At 73.6% G+C, this 19,408-nt stretch carries 13 protein-coding genes; 5 read left to right on the plus strand and 8 right to left on the minus strand.

All coding sequences use genetic code 11. The annotated features are described in order from the left end of the window. Positions 1 to 7 precede the first annotated feature (7 nt). Entirely contained in the window at positions 8 to 631 is a 624-nt protein-coding gene (locus ACWDX7_RS23630) for a SurA N-terminal domain-containing protein (RefSeq protein ID WP_451493293.1), read from the minus strand. 133 nt (positions 632 to 764) lie between these two features. Between ACWDX7_RS23630 and ACWDX7_RS23635 the strand changes: the two genes are divergently transcribed. Further along, positions 765 to 1,160, plus strand: coding sequence for a hypothetical protein (locus ACWDX7_RS23635; RefSeq protein WP_451493292.1), 396 nt, complete (start codon positions 765 to 767; stop codon positions 1,158 to 1,160). On the opposite strand, the gene ACWDX7_RS23640 is transcribed toward ACWDX7_RS23635, so the two are convergent. The 3 genes from ACWDX7_RS23640 to mfd form a co-directional block, all read right to left on the minus strand. After that, positions 1,148 to 2,674: a protein kinase domain-containing protein gene (locus tag ACWDX7_RS23640; protein ID WP_451493306.1), complete on the minus strand. Its 1,527-nt coding sequence runs from the start codon at positions 2,672 to 2,674 to the stop codon at positions 1,148 to 1,150. The genes ACWDX7_RS23635 and ACWDX7_RS23640 overlap by 13 nt on opposite strands. Positions 2,675 to 2,730: 56 nt before the next feature. Next, positions 2,731 to 3,324 carry a hypothetical protein gene (locus ACWDX7_RS23645; protein WP_451493291.1) on the minus strand — a complete coding sequence of 198 codons (594 nt, stop codon included), beginning with the start codon at positions 3,322 to 3,324 and terminating at the stop codon, positions 2,731 to 2,733. 206 nt (positions 3,325 to 3,530) lie between these two features. After that, positions 3,531 to 7,067 carry a transcription-repair coupling factor gene (gene mfd, locus ACWDX7_RS23650; RefSeq protein ID WP_451493290.1) on the minus strand — a complete coding sequence of 1,179 codons (3,537 nt, stop codon included), beginning with the start codon at positions 7,065 to 7,067 and terminating at the stop codon, positions 3,531 to 3,533. 157 nt (positions 7,068 to 7,224) lie between these two features. On the opposite strand from mfd, the gene ACWDX7_RS23655 reads away from it, so the two are divergent. Together ACWDX7_RS23655 and ACWDX7_RS23660 are read left to right on the plus strand one after the other, a co-directional pair. Further along, positions 7,225 to 7,389: a type II toxin-antitoxin system VapC family toxin gene (locus tag ACWDX7_RS23655; RefSeq protein WP_451493289.1), complete on the plus strand. Its 165-nt coding sequence runs from the start codon at positions 7,225 to 7,227 to the stop codon at positions 7,387 to 7,389. Between the two features lie 71 nt (positions 7,390 to 7,460). After that, on the plus strand, positions 7,461 to 8,852 hold the full coding sequence (locus ACWDX7_RS23660; RefSeq protein ID WP_451493305.1) for a DUF2079 domain-containing protein: 1,392 nt from the start codon (positions 7,461 to 7,463) through the stop codon (positions 8,850 to 8,852). A gap of 198 nt (positions 8,853 to 9,050) precedes the next feature. On the opposite strand, the gene ACWDX7_RS23665 is transcribed toward ACWDX7_RS23660, so the two are convergent. Both ACWDX7_RS23665 and ACWDX7_RS23670 read right to left on the minus strand, forming a co-directional pair. Continuing rightward, positions 9,051 to 11,642 carry an ABC transporter permease gene (locus ACWDX7_RS23665; protein WP_451493308.1) on the minus strand — a complete coding sequence of 864 codons (2,592 nt, stop codon included), beginning with the start codon at positions 11,640 to 11,642 and terminating at the stop codon, positions 9,051 to 9,053. After that, the gene (locus tag ACWDX7_RS23670) at positions 11,639 to 12,475 is read right to left on the minus strand and encodes an ABC transporter ATP-binding protein (protein ID WP_451493322.1); all 837 of its coding nucleotides are present in this window, start codon (positions 12,473 to 12,475) and stop codon (positions 11,639 to 11,641) included. Before ACWDX7_RS23670 ends, ACWDX7_RS23665 begins: the two co-directional genes overlap by 4 nt. A gap of 572 nt (positions 12,476 to 13,047) precedes the next feature. Between ACWDX7_RS23670 and ACWDX7_RS23675 the strand changes: the two genes are divergently transcribed. Beyond that, entirely contained in the window at positions 13,048 to 14,550 is a 1,503-nt protein-coding gene (locus ACWDX7_RS23675; RefSeq protein WP_451493323.1) for an MFS transporter, read from the plus strand. Between the two features lie 89 nt (positions 14,551 to 14,639). After that, the gene (locus ACWDX7_RS23680; RefSeq protein WP_451493309.1) at positions 14,640 to 15,704 is read left to right on the plus strand and encodes a hypothetical protein; all 1,065 of its coding nucleotides are present in this window, start codon (positions 14,640 to 14,642) and stop codon (positions 15,702 to 15,704) included. Between the two features lie 83 nt (positions 15,705 to 15,787). Here ACWDX7_RS23680 and ACWDX7_RS23685 read toward each other — a convergent pair whose 3' ends face one another. Then, positions 15,788 to 16,651, minus strand: coding sequence for a DivIVA domain-containing protein (locus tag ACWDX7_RS23685; RefSeq protein WP_451493310.1), 864 nt, complete (start codon positions 16,649 to 16,651; stop codon positions 15,788 to 15,790). A 144-nt stretch (positions 16,652 to 16,795) separates the two neighbouring features. After that, positions 16,796 to 19,402 carry an SUKH-4 family immunity protein gene (locus tag ACWDX7_RS23690; RefSeq protein WP_451493311.1) on the minus strand — a complete coding sequence of 869 codons (2,607 nt, stop codon included), beginning with the start codon at positions 19,400 to 19,402 and terminating at the stop codon, positions 16,796 to 16,798. Positions 19,403 to 19,408: the final 6 nt, after the last annotated feature.

Consider the following 19,408-nt stretch of genomic DNA (forward strand, 5'->3'; position numbering starts at 1 on the left):
CTACGCGTCAGGCTCCGGCGGGGGCCTGCTCGGGACGGGTCTTCTGGGTGATCCAGGGGGTGTGCCCCTCGCCGAGCTGGAGCTGCTGGGCGTCCCAGGCGCCGTAGCGCGGGTTGACCTGGATGCGCAGTGCCTTCGCGGCGGCCTCGGCGGGCTCGGTGAGCTTCCCGCTGCCGTACTTGGTGTTCAGCTTGGTGAGCAGGACCCGGTCCCGCAGGAAGCGGTCGGCCTGGCCGGGGGCGGTGGCGGCCTTCTGCAGCAGCAGCGCCTCGAACTGCTCCGCTCCCCCGTTGTCCTCGACGTACGCCTTGCGCTCGTCCTCGATCTCCTTCGGGGTGACCGTGAGGGAGGCGTTCTCGGCCATCGTGTCGATGATCCGGCTCTGCAGCATCGAGCCGAGCCTGATCCGGTCCAGGCCGGGGGTGCTCGCGATGAGCTGGGCGGCGCCGTCCCCGGCCCGGTTCTGGGCGGCGCGGACGTCCTTGACCTGGGCCTGGAGCGCCGAGGTGGTGATCCGCTCGCCGCCGACGACGGCCGCCGTGCCGGGTTGGGCCTGGCCCGAGCAGGCGGACAGCAGGGGGGCCGCCAGGAGCAGGGCGGTGGAGACGGAGAGCGCTGTGCGACGGTGCAAAGGAGCCTCCAGGGCCGGGAGATGGTGCGTCGGTGCGCGAGGGGCGTCCTGCCGCCCGGGCAGGGCGTCGTGCCCCGCCCGGGCGACAGGACACCCCCTGAGGCCGTGCGGTGATCGATGGTATGCAGTCGGGGTGGCCGGGGCCACCGCTTCGACCAACGATTCCGCCGGTGTCGGGGTGCGTGTTCACCGGGCGGCCACCCCGCGGACCCACGGCGCGACGGTGACCGCCCTGCGCGCCACGGGGACGACCTCGCTGCGGGTCGGCGCCTCGGAGGTCCGGGCCACTCTGCCGGCGGGCAGCACGGGCACGGCGGTCCTCTCCGTCCCCGCGATCGCGGGCTGGAGCTGCGACGGCCGGCCGGCCTCGGCCCACCCCGGGCTGGTCGCCGTGCCCCTGGACGGCCGCACCACCAGCCTCACCTGCGTCTTCCGCCCTCCGGGCCTCCCCGAGGGGACGGCGGTGGCGGGCGCGGCCCTGACCGCCCTGCTCGGCCTGGCGCTGCCGCGGCGGCGTCAGCGCACCTGAGCGAGCCAGTGCAGCGTACGGCGGACCTCGGCCGGGAAGGGATGGGCGGGGCCGTGCAGCCGTTCGGCGTCGAACAGGAGCCGGGCCAGGGTGTCGTGGGCCCCCGGACGGTCGCCGAGGGACAGCAGCAGGTGGGCTATCCGGCGGCGGACCTCCAGGGCCAGGCCGGGATCCGGGTTGGCGTAGTGGTTCTCGAACAGCGGCAGCAGTGAACGGTATTCCGCCAGGGCGGCCGCCGGTTCGCCGAGCTGCTCCAGGCACTGGGCGGCGTCGTAGCGAAAGCGCAGGGCCTGCGGGTCCCCGGCCGGGAACTCGCCCCCGCCCTTCGACTGCGAGGCGCCCCCCGCGAGGCGGCGCAGCTCGGGCAGGGCGCGGCGGTACTGGCCATCGTCCATCAGCGTGGCCGCGTACTGCTTGCGCAGGGAGCGGACCACCGGGGAGTGCTCGCCGTGCTCGGCGACGGCCGCCGGGAGGATGCCGCCCAGGATGTCCACGGCCTGGGTGAGCAGGCCCTCGTCGAGGAGCTTGCGGGCCTCGTCCACGGCGCCCGGGACGTCCGGCCGCGGCGGCGCCGTGGGCGTCGCCGGCGTCATCGGCGGGCTGGTCGGGCGGGGCGGGACGAGGGCCGCGGCGCTGTCCGGCCAGGGGGCGTGCGGGCGCAGGAAGGGGCGGGTCGGGTCGAGCGGGCCCCTGCCCCGCGCCCCGTCCGGGCGGGCCCCCGGGGCGCTGGCGCCGCGCGTGGGCAGGAGCGGGGCGAGGGCCTCGTAGACCTCCTGCGCGGAGGCGGGACGGTCCTGCGGGTCCTTGGCGAGCAGGTGCAGGAGGACCGCCTCCAGCTCCTGGGGGACCTCCGGGCGCAGCGGGCGGACCGGCGCGGGCGGCTCGTACAGGTGGCGGTGCAAGACGCCGAGGGCGGTGGATCCGGCGAAGGGGACGGTGCCGCTGAGGAGTTCGTACAGCAGCACGCCGAGCGCGTAGAGGTCGGTGTGGGGGCCCACCGCGCCGCCCATGGCCTGCTCGGGCGCCATGTACGCGGGGCTGCCGATCGGCGAACCGGTGCTGGTGAGGCGGGTGGTGTCGGTGTCCATCACCGAGGCCACGCCCAGGTCCAGGACCAGGACGGTGCCGTCCGGGCGGACCATCACATTGCGCGGCTTCAGGTCCCGGTGCACGATCGGCACCGCGTGCACGGCGGACAGCACCGCGCACAGCTGCGCGACGACGCAGACCGCCCACGGCCAGGGGTACGGCTGGTGCGCGGCGAGGTGGTCGGCCAGGTCGGAGCCGTCGACGTGGCCCATGACGAGGAAGAGCTCGTCCCCGTCGCTGCCCGCGTCGTGCACGGTGACCAGGCCGGGGTGGTCCACCTGCGCCGTGACCCGGCACTCGCGCACGAACCGTTGGCGCAGTTCCTCGGCGACCGTGCCCGGGCCGGCGACCTTGTCGGGGCGCAGCAGCTTGACGGCGACCCGCCGGTCCAGGCGCTCGTCGTACGCCGTCCAGACCTGGCCCATGCCGCCCTGGCCCAGGATGCTCGCGAGCCGGTAGCGGTCGCCGATGAGGCGGTCGGTCACCGGTGCGGGTCCTCGTCGCGGGGCGCCTGCCGCGGGTGCGGCGTCTGCTTGCGCAGGAGTTCGCTGAGCTCGTCGAGTTCGGCGCGGACCTGCCCGATGCGGGGCGGCGGGGTGGGCTGCGGCGGCTGCGCGGGGACCGCGTGCGGCGCCTGCGCCGGAGGCTGCTGGTGGGCGGGAGGCTGGTGGGAGGGCCCCGTCTGCTGTCGCGGCGCGTGCGGGTAGCCGTACCCGGGGGTGGTCTGCGGCGGGACCGCGTAGGGCGCGGCGCCCTGCGGGTACCAGTGGCCGGCCGGGGCCGCGGCCCTGGCCTCGTGGTGGCGGATGTCGGCGTAGAGGAAGTAGACGCAGGTGAGGACTCCGGTCAGAATCACGCCACCCGCGCCGGTGTTGCCCTGCCAGCCGTCGGTGTCGGGCGTGGGGTCGGCGCCGATCAGCGCGAGCCAGCCCACGCTGAGGACGCTCACGACCCCGAGCAGCGTCCAGTCACGGGACCTGCGGGTGAGGATGGCGAGCCGCAGCATCGTGCCCCAGGCCAGGAAGCCGCAGCTCAGGACGGGCAGCAGGGCGAACAGCACACGCAGCGCCACCACGCCCCCGGTACTGGGCTGGGGGCCGGGTTGCGGCGGGGGGCCGGGGGCGTGCATCGCTGCTCCTGACGGGCCGTGCGTGAAGGGTTTCGGGGGTGAGCGTATACAGCGTTTCCGGCCGTCGGTGAGGGGATGTCCCAACCGTTGTACGGATGCGGCCCGGCTGCCCGCCGGGCGGCATCCGGCCACGGACCGCGCCGGGCCGGGCTCTAGCCGAGGACCGTGGTCAGGAACTCTCCCGTCCAGCCGAGCAGTTCGCGGCCGACCAGCGGCTTGCCGCCCACCCGGGCGGTCTTGGGGCGCGGGATCAGCACCTGCGAGGTGGCGGGCTTGAGGACCGCCCCCGGGTAGAGCCGCTTGAGGCGCAGCTCCTGCGACTCGCGCAACTCCACAGGCCCGAAGCGGATGTTGGCGCCCTGGAGGGTGATGTCGGCGACCCCGCAGGCGCGGGCCAGCATCCGCAGCCCGGCCACCAGCAGCAGGTTCTCCACCGGCTCGGGCAGCTTGCCGTAGCGGTCGGTGAGCTCCTCCCGTACGGCCCTGATGTCCTCCTCCGAGTTGGCGGAGGCGATGGACCGGTAGGCCTGCAGGCGCAGCCGCTCGCCCGGCGCGTAGTCGTGCGGGACGTGCGCGTCGACCGGCAGTTCGATCTTGACCTCCAGCGGCGGTTCCTCCACCGCCCCGTCGGCGCCGTCCCGCACGGCGGCCCGGTAGTCGGCCACGGCCTCGCCGACCATGCGGATGTACAAGTCGAAGCCGACACCCGCGATATGACCCGATTGTTCACCGCCGAGCAGATTGCCCGCACCGCGGATCTCCAGGTCCTTCATCGCCACGTACATGCCGGCGCCCATCTCGGTGTGCTGGGCGATCGTCGCGAGCCGCTCGTGGGCGGTCTCGGTCAGCGGCTTCTCCGGCGGGTAGAGGAAGTACGCGTAACCGCGGTCGCGGCCGCGGCCGACGCGCCCGCGCAGCTGGTGCAGCTGCGAGAGGCCGAAGTTGTCGCCGCGCTCCACGATGAGGGTGTTGGCGTTGGAGATGTCGATGCCCGACTCCACGATCGTGGTGGAGACCAGCACGTCGAACTTCTTCTCCCAGAAGTCGACCACGACCTGTTCGAGGGCGCTCTCCCCCATCTGCCCGTGCGCGGTCGCGATGCGCGCCTCGGGCACGATCTCGCGCAGCTTGGCGGCCGCCCGGTCGATGGACTCGACCCGGTTGTGGATGTAGAAGCACTGGCCCTCGCGCAGCAGTTCGCGCCGGATGGCCGCGCCGATCTGCTTCTCCTCGTACGGGCCGACGAAGGTGAGCACCGGGTGCCGCTCCTCCGGCGGGGTGGTGATCGTGGACATCTCGCGGATCCCGGTCACCGCCATCTCCAGGGTGCGCGGGATCGGGGTCGCGGACATGGTGAGCACGTCGACGTTGGCGCGCAGCTTCTTCAGCTGCTCCTTGTGCTCGACGCCGAAGCGCTGCTCCTCGTCCACGATGACCAGGCCCAGGTCCTTGAACTTCGTCTCCTGCGAGAAGAGCCGGTGCGTGCCGATGACCACGTCCACCGAGCCCTCGCGCAGGCCTTCCAGGGTGGCCTTGGACTCGGCTTCGCCCTGGAACCGGGAGAGCGCCTTCACGTTCACCGGGAACTGGCTGTAGCGCTCGGAGAAGGTGCCGAAGTGCTGCTGCACGAGCAGGGTCGTCGGCACGAGGACGGCGACCTGCTTGCCGTCCTGGACCGCCTTGAAGGCCGCTCGCACCGCGATCTCGGTCTTGCCGTAGCCGACGTCTCCGCAGATCAGCCGGTCCATCGGGACCGACTTCTCCATGTCCTCCTTGACCTCGGCGATGGTGGTGAGCTGGTCGGGGGTCTCCACGTACGGGAAGGCGTCCTCCAGCTCGCGCTGCCAGGGGGTGTCCGGGGCGAAGGTGTGGCCGGGGGCCGCCATGCGCGCGCTGTAGAGCTTGATGAGGTCCGCGGCGATCTCCTTGACCGCCTTCTTCGCCCGCGCCTTGGTCTTCGTCCAGTCGGCGCCGCCGAGCCGGTGCAGGGTGGGGGCCTCGCCGCCGACGTACTTGGTGACCTGTTCCAGCTGGTCGGTGGGGATGTAGAGGCGGTCGCCGGGCTGGCCGCGCTTGGCGGGCGCGTACTCCACGAGGAGGTACTCGCGGGTGGCGCCCTGGACGGTGCGCTGCACCATCTCGACGTAGCGGCCCACGCCGTGCTGTTCGTGGACGATGTAGTCGCCCGCCTCCAGGGTGAGCGGGTCGATCGTCTTGCGGCGCCGGGTCGGCATCCGGCCGAGGTCCTTGGTGGCGGTCCGCTGGCCGGTCAGGTCGGTCTCGGTGAGGACGGCGAGCTTGAGGGCGGGGTCGACGAAGCCGTTGGCGAGGGAGCCGCAGGCCACGTGGACCAGGCTCGGCTCCAGGGTGCGCAGGTCCGACTCCAGCCGGGCCGCGATGCCCTCGCCGCCGAGGACCTCCACGGTGCGGGCGGCCGGGCCGTGCCCCTCGGTGAGGTAGACGGTGTGCCAGCCGTCGGCGATCCAGGCCTTGGTGTCGGCCAGCGCGCGGGCGGTGTCGCCGCGGTACGCCTCCGGGGCGTGCATGCCCAGCTTGAGGACATCGCCGCCGGCCTCCTCGTCCGCGGCGAAGGGAGAGACCGACCACCACATCATGCCGAGCTCGCGGGCCCGGTCGCGGACGTCCGCGATGCCGCGCAGCGAGGCGGCGCCGACGTCGATGGGGGCCTCGCCACCGCCGGCGGTGGCCGCCCAGGAGGCCATGAGGAACTCCTGCGAGGTGGCCACCAGGTCCGCCGCGCGCGTCCGCACCCGCTCGGGGTCGCAGACGACGGCCATCGACCCCGCCGGCAGGACGTCGATCAGCAGCTCCATGTCGTCCACCAGGACCGGGGCCAGGGACTCCATGCCCTCGACGGCGATCCCCTCGGCGATCTTGTTCAGCAGCTCGCCGAGCTCGGGATGCGCCTCGGCGAGGGCGGCGGCGCGCTCCCGCACCTGGTCCGTGAGCAGCAGCTCGCGGCAGGGCGGGGCCCACAGCCCGTGTTCGGCGACCTCCAGGGACCGCTGGTCGGCGACCTTGAAGTAGCGGATCTCCTCGACCTCGTCACCCCAGAACTCGATGCGCAGCGGGTGTTCTTCGGTGGGCGGGAACACATCGAGGATCCCGCCGCGCACGGCGAACTCCCCGCGCTTCTCCACGAGCTCGACGCGGGCGTACGCGGCGGCTGCCAGTGCCTGGGTGATCTCGCCGAGGTCGACGCTCTGCCCCTGGCGCAGGCTCACGGGTACGAGCTCCGCCAGCCCCTTGACCTGCGGCTGGAGCACGGAGCGGATGGGCGCGACGATCACGCTGACGGGTCCGGCGGCCGGGTCGTCCTTGCTGGGGTGCGCCAGTCGGCGCAGTACGGCGAGCCGGCGGCCCACGGTGTCGCTGCGCGGGCTCAGCCGCTCGTGCGGCAGCGTCTCCCAGGAGGGGTAGTCCGCCACCTCGTCGGGCGGCAGCAGCGAACGCAGCGCGGCGGCCAGGTCCTCGGCCTCCCGTCCCGTGGCGGTGACCGCGAGCACGGTCCGCTCGGTCCGCCGCGCTAGCGCGGCGATGGTGAAGGGCCGCGCGGCGGCCGGGCCGACCAGGTCCACGTGCATGCGGCTGCCGTCTCCGGCCGCCGTGACCGCCTCGGCGAGGGCGGGGTCGCGGATGACGGTGTCGAGCAGTCCGTGCAAGCTCATGAAGGGCTTTCCGTCCGATGGAGTGCTTGGTCCTTGAAGGGCAACGCGAAGGGCCCGACACGTCACACGGGCCGGGGTTTCCAAGCCTACGCCCGCCCGTCTCCCGACCACCGCCCCGCACGGAGGCGCTGCGGGCACCCCTTGTCAGCTCAGGCCGTTGCCGATCACGGCCCTCCACGGCATTCGGGCCGGTCAGCTCCCCCTCCACCCCAGGGACCCCTTCGACCGGATACTCATCGCACAGGCCCAGTCCGAAGGGCTGACCCTCGTCACCCGCGACAAGTTCATCCCGCTCTACGATGTTCCCGTACTGACCGTCTGAGCTCGCCGCGTCCCCGCCGCGGAGTTCACGCCGACCGGCCGAGGGAGCACGAGTCCGTGACGAGCGATGCCATGGCCCGCCCGACCACCGCGGGCCGGCCGTCCACACGGGCGGACCGGGGCCGGTGGATCGGGCCCTGGGCGGTGGCTGCGGGCTTCTTCCTGATCTACCTGGTGCTGTCGGTGGGGCGGTTCCGCCGGATGGACTGGACCTCCTGGGACCTGGGCATCTTCGAGCAGGCCATCCGGGCGTACGCGCATCTGCGCACGCCCGTCGCCGAACTGAAGGGGCCCGGGGCGAACATCCTGGGCGACCACTTCAGCCCCATCATCGCCCTGATCGCCCCCCTGTACCGGGTGTTCCCGGGGCCCCTGACCCTGCTGGTCGCGCAGGCCGCACTGTTCGCGCTCTCCGCCGTGCCCGTCACCCGGGCCGCGGGGCGGCTGCTGGGACGGCCGCGCGGGCTCGCCCTCGGGATCGCCTACGGGCTGTCCTGGGGCATCCAGCGGGCCGTGGAGTTCGACTTCCACGAGATCGCCTTCGCCGTACCGCTGCTGGCCTTCGCCCTGGAGGCGCTGCTCGCCGGGCGCTGGCGCGCCGCGCTGCTGTGGGGGCTGCCCCTGCTGCTCGTCAAGGAGGACCTCGGCTTCACGCTCGCCGCCCTGGCCGTGGTGGTGGCCTGGCGGGCCAGGTCCGGCGACCGGCGCGCCGCCCGGACCGCGCTCGCCGTCGCCGCCGGGGCCACGGTGGCCGCCGTACTCGTGTTCACGGTCGTCATCCCCGCCTTCGCGACCGCGGGCTACGGCTACTGGGACAAGATCGGCGGCGCCGGTCCGCTCGACGGCCTCTCCACGAAGCTGCCCACCCTGGCCTGGGTGCTGATCCCCACCTCCGGGCTGCTCGCGCTGCGCTCGCCGCTGCTGCTGGTCGCCGCGCCAACCCTCGGGTGGCGGTTCCTGTCGGGGGACGAGCACTACTGGTCCACCGACTGGCACTACAGCGCCGTCCTGATGCCGGTGGTGACCCTCGCCCTCGTCGACGCCATCGACACCGTCCGGCGGGGCTCACGGCCCCGGCTGCGCGCGTACGCCCTCCAGCTGCCCACCGCCGTCCTCGCGGCGGGCCTCGCGCTCAGCGCCACCGCCTTGCCGACCGCTCGGCTCGCGGAGGCGAGTACGTACGAGAAGCCCGCCCGCGCCGCGGCGATCGAGCGGCTCCTGGCGCAGATCCCGGACGGGGCCAGCGTGGAGGCCGACACCACTCCGCTGACCCGGCTGACCTCACGCTGCCGCGTCTTTTGGATCGGCGGCTCCCGCGGGGTGGTCCCGGACTGGATCGCCATCGACAACGGCTCCCAGTGGGCCGGCGAGGACCCGACCGCCTACGCCCGCCAGCTGCATCCCGGCGAGCGGTTCACGGTCGTGGACGAGGCCGAGGGGATCGTCCTGATGCGCCGGGGCTGACGGCCGGGCTGGTGCGCCCGGCTGGTGTCCCCGGCTGGTGCGCCGGGCTGGTGTGCCGGGCCGACGCGCCCTGGCCGGTCCGCTGTCGGCTGCGCGCCAGGACCGGTGGACTGTCGGCCGCCCGCCGGGCCCAACGGCACGGCGCCGGTCCGGGACCAAGGTCCCGGACCGGCGCCCCCCCGTACGACCGCGGCGGTGCTACTCGCTCGCGATCGCGTTCAGGATGTTCATCCGCCCCGCCCGGAACGCCGGGACCAGCGCGGCGAACAGGCCCACGAAGGCCGAGGCGGCGAACACCCCGAGGATCGTCGGCCAGGGGATGTCCAGCACCTTCAGCCCCTCCAGCGCGAGCAGCTGCTGCGCGGTGGCCCCCCAGCCCATGCCCAGCCCGAGGCCGAGCAGGGCGCCGAAGAGGGCGATGACCACCGACTCCAGGCGGATCATGCGGCGCAGCTGGCGGCGGGAGAGGCCGATGGCGCGCATCAGGCCGATCTCCCGGGTCCGCTCGACCACCGACAGGGCGAGGGTGTTCACGACGCCCAGCACCGCGACGACGATGGCGAGGGCGAGGAGGCCGTAGACCATGTTGAGCAGGGAGCCGACCTCGTCCTTGAGCGCCTTCTTGTAGTCGGACTGGTCGCGGACGCTGTACTGCGGGTACTGCGCCAGCGCCGCCTTGACCTCGCTGTACGCGGCTTCGCCCTGCCCGTCCTTGGCGGTGGCCAGCAGCATGAAGGGGCGCGGCATCCGGTCGGCGGGCAGGTTCGCCTCGGCGAGCTCGGTGCTGACGTACTTCATGGTCTTGTCGAGGCTGCCCTCGTCGCTGGTGATCGCCGCGACCTTCAGCTTGACGGTGCTGCCGCCGGTGAAGGCGACCGTCAGCTCGTCTCCGAGCTCGATGCGGTGTTCGGCGGCGTAGATCGAGCCGACCGACATGGAGTCCTTGCCGTACGCCGCCGCGTGCTCCCCGGCGACCATCTCGCGGCGGATGTCCTTGGCGTACGTCGGGTCGGTGACGCCGAGGCCCACCTCGCTGGTGGCACCGTCGGGGGCGGTGATCTTCGCCTGCACCTGGCGGTAGGCGGTGACGTGGTCCAGGCGGGTGGAGGCGCGCAGCGCTTCCTCGGCCTGCGGCATGACGGGCTGGCCCGTCGCGGAGTTGACGATGTAGTCGGCGCCGACCGACTTGTCGAGCTCTTCGGTGGCGGAGGCCACCATCGAGGAGCCGACCACCGACAGGAAGGCGACCAGGGCGAGCCCGATCATCAGCGCGGCGGCGGTGGCGCCGGTGCGGCGCGGATTGCGCAGGGCGTTGCGCTCGGCGAGGCGGCCGACGGAGCCGAAGGGCCGCAGGACGACGCCGGAGAGCACCCGTACGAGGCCCGCCGCGAGGAGCGGGCCGATCACGATGAAGCCGATGAGGGTGAAGACGACACCGAGGCCGAGCCACATGCCGCCGGTCTTCGCCTCTTCGGCGCCGGCGGTGAGGAAGAGGGCGGCGCCGCCGATGCCGGTGAGGACCAGGCCGAGGACGGCGCGGACGACGCCGGCCTTCTTGTCGCCGGGTGTGCCGGCTTCGCGCAGGGCGGCCATCGGGGAGACCTTGCCCGCCCGGCGGGCCGGGACGAAGGCGGCGATGACGGTGACGACGATGCCGAGGAACAGGCCGGTGACCGGGGTGGTCCAGGCGATGGTCAGGTCGTCGGTGGACAGCTTCATGCCCATCTGTCCCATGAGCTTCATCAGCCCGATGGCCAGTCCCACGCCCGCGCCGACGCCGAGGGCCGAGCCGACGATCCCGAGGAGGAAGGCCTCCACCACCACGGACTTGAGCACCTGCCCGCTTTCGGCGCCTATGGCGCGCATCAGGCCGATCTCGCGGGTGCGCTGGGCGACCAGCATGGAGAAGGTGTTGAAGATCAGGAAGATGCCGACGAGGAAGGCGATCCCGGCGAAGCCGAGCATCACGTACTTCATGACGTCGAGGAAGGCGCCGACGTCCTTGCGGCCCTGGTCCGCGGACTCCTTGGCGGTCTGCAGCTTGTAGGTGTCCGCGCCGACCGCGGAGACGATGTTCTGCTTGAGCTCGTCGTCGCCGACTCCGTCCGCGGCGGTGACGGCGATGTTGGTGAACCGGCCCGGCGCTCCGAGCAGTTGCTGCTGCGCGGTGGCCGTGTCGAGGTAGATGACGGTCGCGCCCGGGTTGGTCGTCCGGAAGGTGGCGATACCGGAGATCCTGGCGCGGAAGTCGCCGGTCACGGCGATGGTGCGCAGCTCGTCACCGATCTTGAGCTTGTGCTTCTTCGCCGTGTCGGCGTCGACCATCACGTCGGTGGGGCCGCGCGGCGGGTGGCCGGAACTGACCTCCATCGACTTGAGCTCGTTGTCGTTCCAGCTGGCGGCGATCGTGGGGGCGCCCGAGGTGGGGCCGACGTTCTTGTTCTCGGCGTTGACGACCGTGACGGACAGCGAGATGACGCTGCCCTGGGCCGACCGGACGCCCCGCGCCGCGGACACCTTCTCGACGGAGTCGGCTGGCAGGACCGCCGGCCGGCCGCTGCCCGGGTTCGCCGCGTCGTCCTGCGAGCCGTCCCCGGCGGCGGACCGGGCACTGACGGTGACGTCGGCGCCGGTGGTCGCGAAGAGCTTGTCGAAGGTGGTGTTCATGGTGTCGGTGAACACCAGGGTGCCGCAGACGAAGGCGACGGAGAGCAGGACCGCGACGGCGGAGAGCGCCATCCGTCCCTTGTGCGCGACGAAGTTGCGCCGCGCGGTCTTCATGACGGTCATGACGTCCGCCCGTGGGCGTCGGAGCCGGAGCCGGAGTGCGAGCCGGAGCCGGAGTCGGAGCTCTGGGGGCGTCCCCCGGAGAAGCACAGCATGCGGTCGAGGACCCGCTCCGCGGTGGGCTCGTACATCTCGTCCACGATCCGGCCGTCCGCGAGGAAGATGACGCGGTCCGCGTAGGAGGCGGCGACCGGGTCGTGCGTGACCATCACGATGGTCTGGCCCAGCTCGTCCACCGAGCGGCGCAGGAAGCCGAGGACCTCGGCGCCCGCCCGCGAGTCCAGGTTTCCGGTCGGCTCGTCACCGAAGATGATGCCGGGGCGGGCGGCGAGGGCGCGGGCGACCGCCACGCGCTGCTGCTGGCCGCCGGAGAGCTCGGTGGGCCGGTGCTTGAGGCGTCCGGCGAGGCCCACGGTCTCCACGACCCGGTTCAGCCACTCCGCGTCGGGCTTGCGGCCCGCGATGTCCATGGGGAGCGTGATGTTCTCCAGGGCGTTGAGCGTGGGCAGCAGGTTGAAGGCCTGGAAGATGAAGCCGATCCGGTCGCGCCGCAGGCGGGTGAGCTTCTTGTCCTTCAGCCCGGTGATCTCGGTGTCCTCCAGGTGGATCCGGCCGCTGGTCACCGTGTCGAGACCGGCGAGGCAGTGCATCAGCGTGGACTTGCCGGAGCCCGAGGGGCCCATGATCGCGGTGAACTCGCCGCGCCGGATGTCCACGTCCACCGCGTCGAGGGCGACCACGCGCGTCTCGCCGGAGCCGTAGGCCTTGACGACCTCTCGGGCCCTGGCCGCGACGGCTTCATGGCCCCCAGTGCCCCCGTGCCTGGTTTCGGTCATAGCCGTTGTCACGCTGTCTCTCCTCGTTCGATGGCGCGCGAGCACATGCGGCACCGCGTACGTCGCCGTCAGGCAGTCTGTGGCGGGAGGGCCCCGGGCGCCCTGGTGCTCATCGCCCTTTCCGCCCGGGGGTTGGGGGGTGTTTCTCGGATCTCCGCGAAACACCCCCTAGCCCCGCCCACCTCCCGAGCCCCCCGCTGAACCGGTCCTGCGTGGACCGGTTCTCGTATGAATCAGTTAAGGACCCGCCGGAGACTTCCTCCTCCTCCGCCGGGAGGAAAGGCCCCTGGCCCCTTGTGAGGAGGGCCCCCTAAGGGTTCTCCCCCTTCCGGCGGAGACACACTGGGGGATACCGAGGGGTACGGCCGTGGTGAGAAGGTGTTCCCCGCAGGTGCGTGCAGGGGGAAGGGATCTCGGTGGGCTCAGGAGAGGGCGCGGGCGCCGGCCCGGACGGCACAGCCGCGGAGGCCTTGGGCGGCTCGCACGGGGGGACGGTTCCGGCCGAGCAGGACACCGCGACCGCCGGGGCGCGACCGCCGGGCAGACCGCCGGCCGCGGTGGTCGCCTCCCTGATGCTCGGCATGGCCCTCGTCGCCCTCGACAGCACCATCGTCGCCACCGCCGTCCCCCAGATCGTCGGCGACCTCGGCGGCTTCGCCGTCTTCTCCTGGCTCTTCTCCGGCTACCTGCTGGCGGTCACCGTCACCCTGCCCGTCTACGGGAAGCTCTCCGACACCTTGGGCCGCAAGCCCGTCCTCCTCTTCGGCATCGGCCTCTTCCTCGTCGGCTCGCTGCTGTGCGCGCTCGCCTGGAACATGGCCGCCCTCATCGCCTTCCGGATCATCCAGGGCCTGGGCGGCGGCGCCCTCCAGGGAACGATCCAGACCCTGGCCGGTGATCTTTACCCGCTCAAGGACCGGCCGCGGATCCAGGCCCGGATGTCGGCCGTCTGGGCCACCTCGGCGGTAGCCGGCCCGGCCCTCGGCGGGCTGCTCGCCGCGTACGCGCACTGGCGCTGGATCTTCCTGATCAATCTGCCGCTGGCCGCCCTGGCCCTGTGGATGATCACCCGTCACCTGGTCGAGCCCGTACGGTCCGCCGGCCGCCGGGGGCCGGTCGACTGGGCGGGGGCGCTGGCCGTCTTCGCCTGCGGCGGACTGCTGCTCTTCGCGCTGGTGCAGGGCGGGGTGGCCTGGCCCTGGCTGTCGGCGCCCTCACTGGCGCTACTCGCCGCAAGCGCGGTGCTGGCCGCGGTCGTGGTCCGGCTGGAGCGCCGGGCCGAGGAACCGATCCTCCCCGGCTGGGTGTGGCGCCGGCGCACCATCGCCGCCGTCAACCTCGCCATGGGCGCGCTCGGCCTGCTGATGGTCGCCCCGATGGTCTTCATGCCGACCTACGCCCAGTCCGTCCTGGGCCTCGGACCCATCGGCGCCGGCCTGGTCATGTCCGTGATGACGCTGAGCTGGCCCATCAGCGCCGCCCTCAGCCAGCACGTCTACCGGCGCATCGGCTTCCGGAACACCGCGGCCCTCGGGGTGGCCCTGGCCGCCGTGATCCTCTACTCCTTCACCCTGCTCCCGCATTCCGCCGAGCCCTGGCAGCCCGCCCTGATCATGCTGCTGCTCGGCGGCGCCCTCGGCCTCTTCCAGCTCCCGCTGATCGTCGGGGTGCAGTCCACCGTGGGCTGGGCGGAGCGGGGAACCGCCACGGCTTCGGTGCTGTTCTGCCGCCAGCTCGGCCAGAGCGTCGGAGCGGCCTTGCTGGGCGCCGTCGCCAACGCGACCATCGCGGCCCGGCTGCTGGACTCCCCCGTGCCGGGCCTGCCGGGCAGCCTGGACGACGTGGCGAAGGCCCTGGAGGACCCGCGCCTGCTGCCCGCCGCCACCGCCGATCACCTGCGCGAGGCGGTGGCCGCCGCCGTGGACCACATCTTCCTGGGGGCGACGGCGGCGGCCGTGGCCTCCCTGCTGGTCCTGCTGCTCATGGCCCCGCGGGTGTTCCCCGTACTGCCGGAGGACGGGGAGGACCGGGGACAGGCGGAGCCGCCGGAGCAGCGGCAGGAACGGCGGGCATGACGGGGAGTCACCAGCGCGTGGGCGTGCGGCTTGTCAGGACGGGGGCCCGTGGGTCAGTCTCTCGTCAGGACCGTTTCCGGGGGGACGACATGGCTTCCACACTCTTCGCGCTCGCGTTACTGGCCGCCCTGGCCGGGCCGATCGGCCGACACCTCTACCGCCGGCCGGGCTTCATCACCGGCCGCGACGGCCGCCTGTCCACCTCCACCACCCTGGCCCTGGCCTGGACGGTGGTCCTGCTGTGGCTGCTGCTCACGATCCTCGCGTACGGGCTCACCGCGGGCGGCGGCGTCGCCTGGTTCCAGGGCGAGCACGGCCCGCTGTCCACGCTGACGACGGTGTACCTGCCGCTGCTCGGCGGCCCGTACGTGGCCCTGATCGCGGCCAAGACGGTCGTCGGCATGCGCGTGGAGAGCGGCGCCATGCCCAAACCGGCGGCCGTGCCCACCGCTTCGGGCCGTCGGCCGCTGCGGGAGCTCATCGCGAACGACAGCGGGCGGACCGACCTGGTCGACCTCCAGTACGTCGCGCTCAGCGCGGTCACGATGCTGTACGTGGTGCTGTTCTTCCTCGCGGACGTCGGCGCCGGACTGCCGCGCCTGCCCGCCGAGATGTGGGCCCTGACGGGCGCCCCGGCGGGTGCGTACCTGGTCAACAAGATGGCCACGCGGGCGACTCCGGTGATCACCGAGGTCACGGCGGAGGCCGGTCTGCTGACCGTCGCGGGCGGCGGCTTCACCCCTGATCCGGCGGGACGCCCGGCGCAGCTGAGCGTGGACGGCGCGGTGCTTCCGGCGGTCCTCGACCCCTTGACGGGGGCTCTGACGGCCGCGCTCCCGGCTACGGCGAAGCCGCCCTTCACGGTGGTCGCCACGGCGCGCGGCCTGCGCAGCGACCCCTACCGGTACGCCCCGCCGCCCCCGCCCACCGCCCCGCCCACCGCCCTGGCCCCGGCGGCAGCGGCGGATCCGGTCGCCGCGGTCCCGGTCCATGTCCAGGTTCAGGTCCAGGTCCCGGCTGCCCCCGAGGCCCCGCTCCCCGCCGATCCCCTGGCCCCTGTCACCCCGGTCGCGCCAGTGGCCCCGGTCGTCCAGCCCGCCCTGCCGGCGCAGCAGCAGCCCGGCGCACCGGCCACCGACCAGGGCGGGTTCTGAGCCGCGGCCTGCCCCGTCGTCGCAGTCGCTCGGTCCTGTCGTCACAGTAGCCCCGGGCCAGGAGGGACTTTGACGACAGGGGCCTAAGGAGTGCGGCCCGTCAGGGCTGCCAGGCTGGCGCGGACGTGGTTCATGTGGGCCCGCATCTCCTCCTGGGCCTCCGCGTGCTCCCGCAGGATCCGCTCCGTCTCGCGGCCGATCCGCTCCTCCTCGACGCGGGCAGCCGCGAGGAGCTCGCGGGCCTGCGCCTCCGCGTCCTCCTGGCCGTGGCGCGCCGCCTCCTCCGCCTCCGCGAAGCCGCGGCGGGCCTCCGACAGCCTCCCCTGCACGGACCGCTCCAGCTCCGCGTGGCGCGCCTGAAGTTCCGCCTCCCGCACCGCCAGTTCCCGCTCCGCCGCCTCCGAGCGCTCGGCGTGCGCCTGCTCGCGCTCGGCCAGCAGCGCGTCCGCCAGCCGCCGCGCCTCCGTCAGCGCCGTCTGCGCCTCCGTACGCCGGGCCGTGGCCTCCTCCCGCGCCTCGGCCCGGAGTTCCTCCGCCTCCCGCTCGGCCCGCAGCAGCCCTTGCCTGGCCCGGACTTCGGTCTGCTCGCGCACCGCCTCCGCGTCCTGACGCGCCAGTTCCGCCACCCGGTCGGCGTGTGCCTCGGCCGCACCCATCGCCGCGGAGGCGTCCACCCGCGCGTCGCTCCGTACGGCGTCCGCCTCCTCCTGCGCCAGGAGCAGGATCCGACGGGCCCGTTCGCTCAGCTCGTCGTACGTCTGCGGGGCCAGCGTGGCCACCGCCTCCCGCAGCCGCGCCGCCTCGCCCTCCATCCGCTTCGCCAGGACGGTCAGACGTGCCACCCGCTCCCAGGCCTCGTCACGGCTGCCGGAGAGCCGGGCGAGATACCGGTCGACCTCTTCGATGCGGTAGCCACGGCCACGCACGGTCGCAATGGGTGCACTCATCCTGGAAGCGCCTCTCTCGCGGGGGTTCCTGTCAAGGATGCGTCATTTGCGCGCAGAAGCCGGAATGGCCGGGCCGAGACCCTGTTCGAGGGTCGCGGCCCGGCCATGCGACGGATCACCCGACCGCACCGGTTCAGTGCGGCGTCACAGCAATCCGTCCCACATCTGCTCCAGCAGCACCGACCACCAGCTCTCCGGCGAGGCCAGCGCCGCCGTGTCCAGGCCCGCCAGATTCGCCTGGAAATCGACGGTCCAGCGGCCCGCCTGTTCGGGCGTCAGATGCTGGCGCAGCCGCCACATGTGACCCAGCATCGCGAGGGACCGTACGAACTGCGGCAGGCTCGAATTCACGAACTGCGGGGGCACCGGAGCGCCGCCCGGACCGCTCTCCACCGGCACCGCGACGATGTGCGCGGTCCCGTACTGCACGCAGAGCGCCTTGCCGAAGTCGCTGCCGACGACGAGGTACGAACCGGCGTCCGAGGCGGGCTGCACCTGCCGCTGCGCGGCCATCTCGGCGAGCGTCGGCACCGGCTGGCCCGGCACCGCCTGCCCCCAGAAGAACGGCCCGAAGTCGACCGGTACGCCCGCCCACATCAGCGTCTGCGCGACGATCTCCGGCACGCCCTGCCGGGACACCGCCCGCTGGTCGAAGCGGAAGACACCCTGCGGGCCGAAGGCCCCCACCAGCTCCTGCGCGATCGCGTCCAGCGGGATCGCCGGCTGGAGCTGCACCTGCGGCAGCGGTGCCCGTACCGGCGCGGGGCGCGCCGGGCCGTCCGCCACCTGGTGCAGCTCGCCCTGATGGGTCAGCAGATGCCGCATGCCCTGCTGGCGGCCCGCGTGGTCCTTGCCGTACGGGGCCACGCTGGTGATCCGCACCTGCGGCCAGGTCTCGCGGATCATCCGGGCACAGTAGCCGCCGGGCAGTTCGCACGACTCCAGCTCGGTGTGCAGTTCCAGCACCTGCTGCGGCGGCACGTTCATCGCGCGCAGCTCGTGCAGGATCTGCCACTCGGGGTGCGGGGTGCCGGGCGCCGAGCGGCGGATGAGCTGCTGCTCGGAGCCGTCGGGAGCCCGGTAGCGCAGCACGGCCTGGTAGCCGGGGCCGACGGTCGGCACACCGGGGGGCCCACCGGCGGGTACGGGCCCGGCCTGCGGCGCGGGACCGGGCGGCGCCGGCGGCTGGACCATCGCGGGTCCGGCCAGCATCGTCGCGGCGTGCTCCAGCCCGCCCCCGGGAGCGCCGGGAGCGCCGGGAGCGCCCGGCGGACCGGGCGGCTGGGGTACGCCGGGACCGGCGAGCATGGTGGCAGCGTGATGCGCCCCGCCACCAGGAGCACCCGGCGGACCCGGCGGCTGAACCACGGCCGGACCGGCCAACATCGTCGCCGCATGATCCAGCCCACGCCCGGACGACCCCGGGGACCCCGGCGGGCCCGGAGGCTGCGGTGCACCAGGAGCACCAGGCGGGCCCGGCGGCTGCGGTACGCCGGGACCCGCGAGCATGGTGGCAGCGTGATGCGCCCCGCCACCAGGAGCACCCGGCGGACCCGGCGGCGCGGGCGGCTGAACCACGGCCGGACCGGCCAACATCGTCGCCGCATGATCCAGCCCACGCCCGGACGAAGCCGGCGACCCGGGCGGACCCGGAGGCTGCGGTACGCCCGGAGCACCGGGAGCACCCGGCGGACCGGGCGGCTGCGGTACGCCGGGCGAACCCGGCCGGGAGACCTGGGCCTTGCTGGTCGGCGCGTCGGCGATGCCCCCCACCGGCGAGCCGTGCGAGCCGTGCGAGCCGTGCGAGCCGTGCGAGCCGTGCGAGCCCTGGTCCGAGCCCGTTCCGGGGCCCTGGTCCGGGCCCGGCGCCGCAGGCGACTGCGACCCGAGCGCCAGCGCGGGCGCGATCGCGGTCTTCGGCAGCTGGCTGCCCCCCGCCATCAGCGTGGTCTTCGCCTCCGCCGGGGTAACGGGCGGCGGGACGTCGTCCAGGTCCGACCCGGACAGCGCCGGCGCGAACACGGTCGCGGGCAGCGGCACCGACGCGTCCTCATCCGCACCGGAGTTCACATCGGTCCCGGCCCACGGCGTGGAGCCGGTCGGGACGGGGGCGGGAGTCCGGGACGGCACCCCGTCGTTGGCGGTGGGCTCGTACGGGATCTCTCCCCCGCGCCGCAACGGCACCGGATCCGCCGGAGCCGGCGCCGGCGCGGCGTCAACGGGCTCCGCCGGAAGCGGAACGGCCGAAGCGGCCGAAGCGCGCGAAGCCGGCGAAGCCGGCGAAGCAGCGGCCGGAACCGGCTCGTCCGAGGCCTCGGGGCCCACCGGCTCCGGCGCGGACGCCGGTCCCGGGGCCGAGCCCGCCGAACCCCCGGGAATCCCCGCCCGGTCCGCCGCCTCCTGCAACCACTCCGGCGGGCTGAGCATGAAGGAGGTCTGCTCCGAGTCGATCCTCGGCGTCGGCACCGAAGCCTCCGCCGCGGGCGCGGCCGAAGCCCCGTACTCCTCCTCGTAGCGGCGGATCACCTCACCCACCGGCAGTCCGGGCCACAGCGTCACCTCACCGCTGTCGCGCGCGATGACCAGCCGCTGCCGGCCGCCTCCGGACACGGGGCCGGCCGGGCGGTCCTCCGCCCACACCACGAATCCGAGCCCGAACTCCCGTACCCGCACCTCGCGGTGCTGGTACGCGGCGACCTCGCCGTTGATCCACTCCTCGGCGCGCTCCTGCGCCTGCGCAAACGTCACCACCGCGCC

The organism is Streptomyces sp. NPDC003034 (assembly GCF_053591375.1).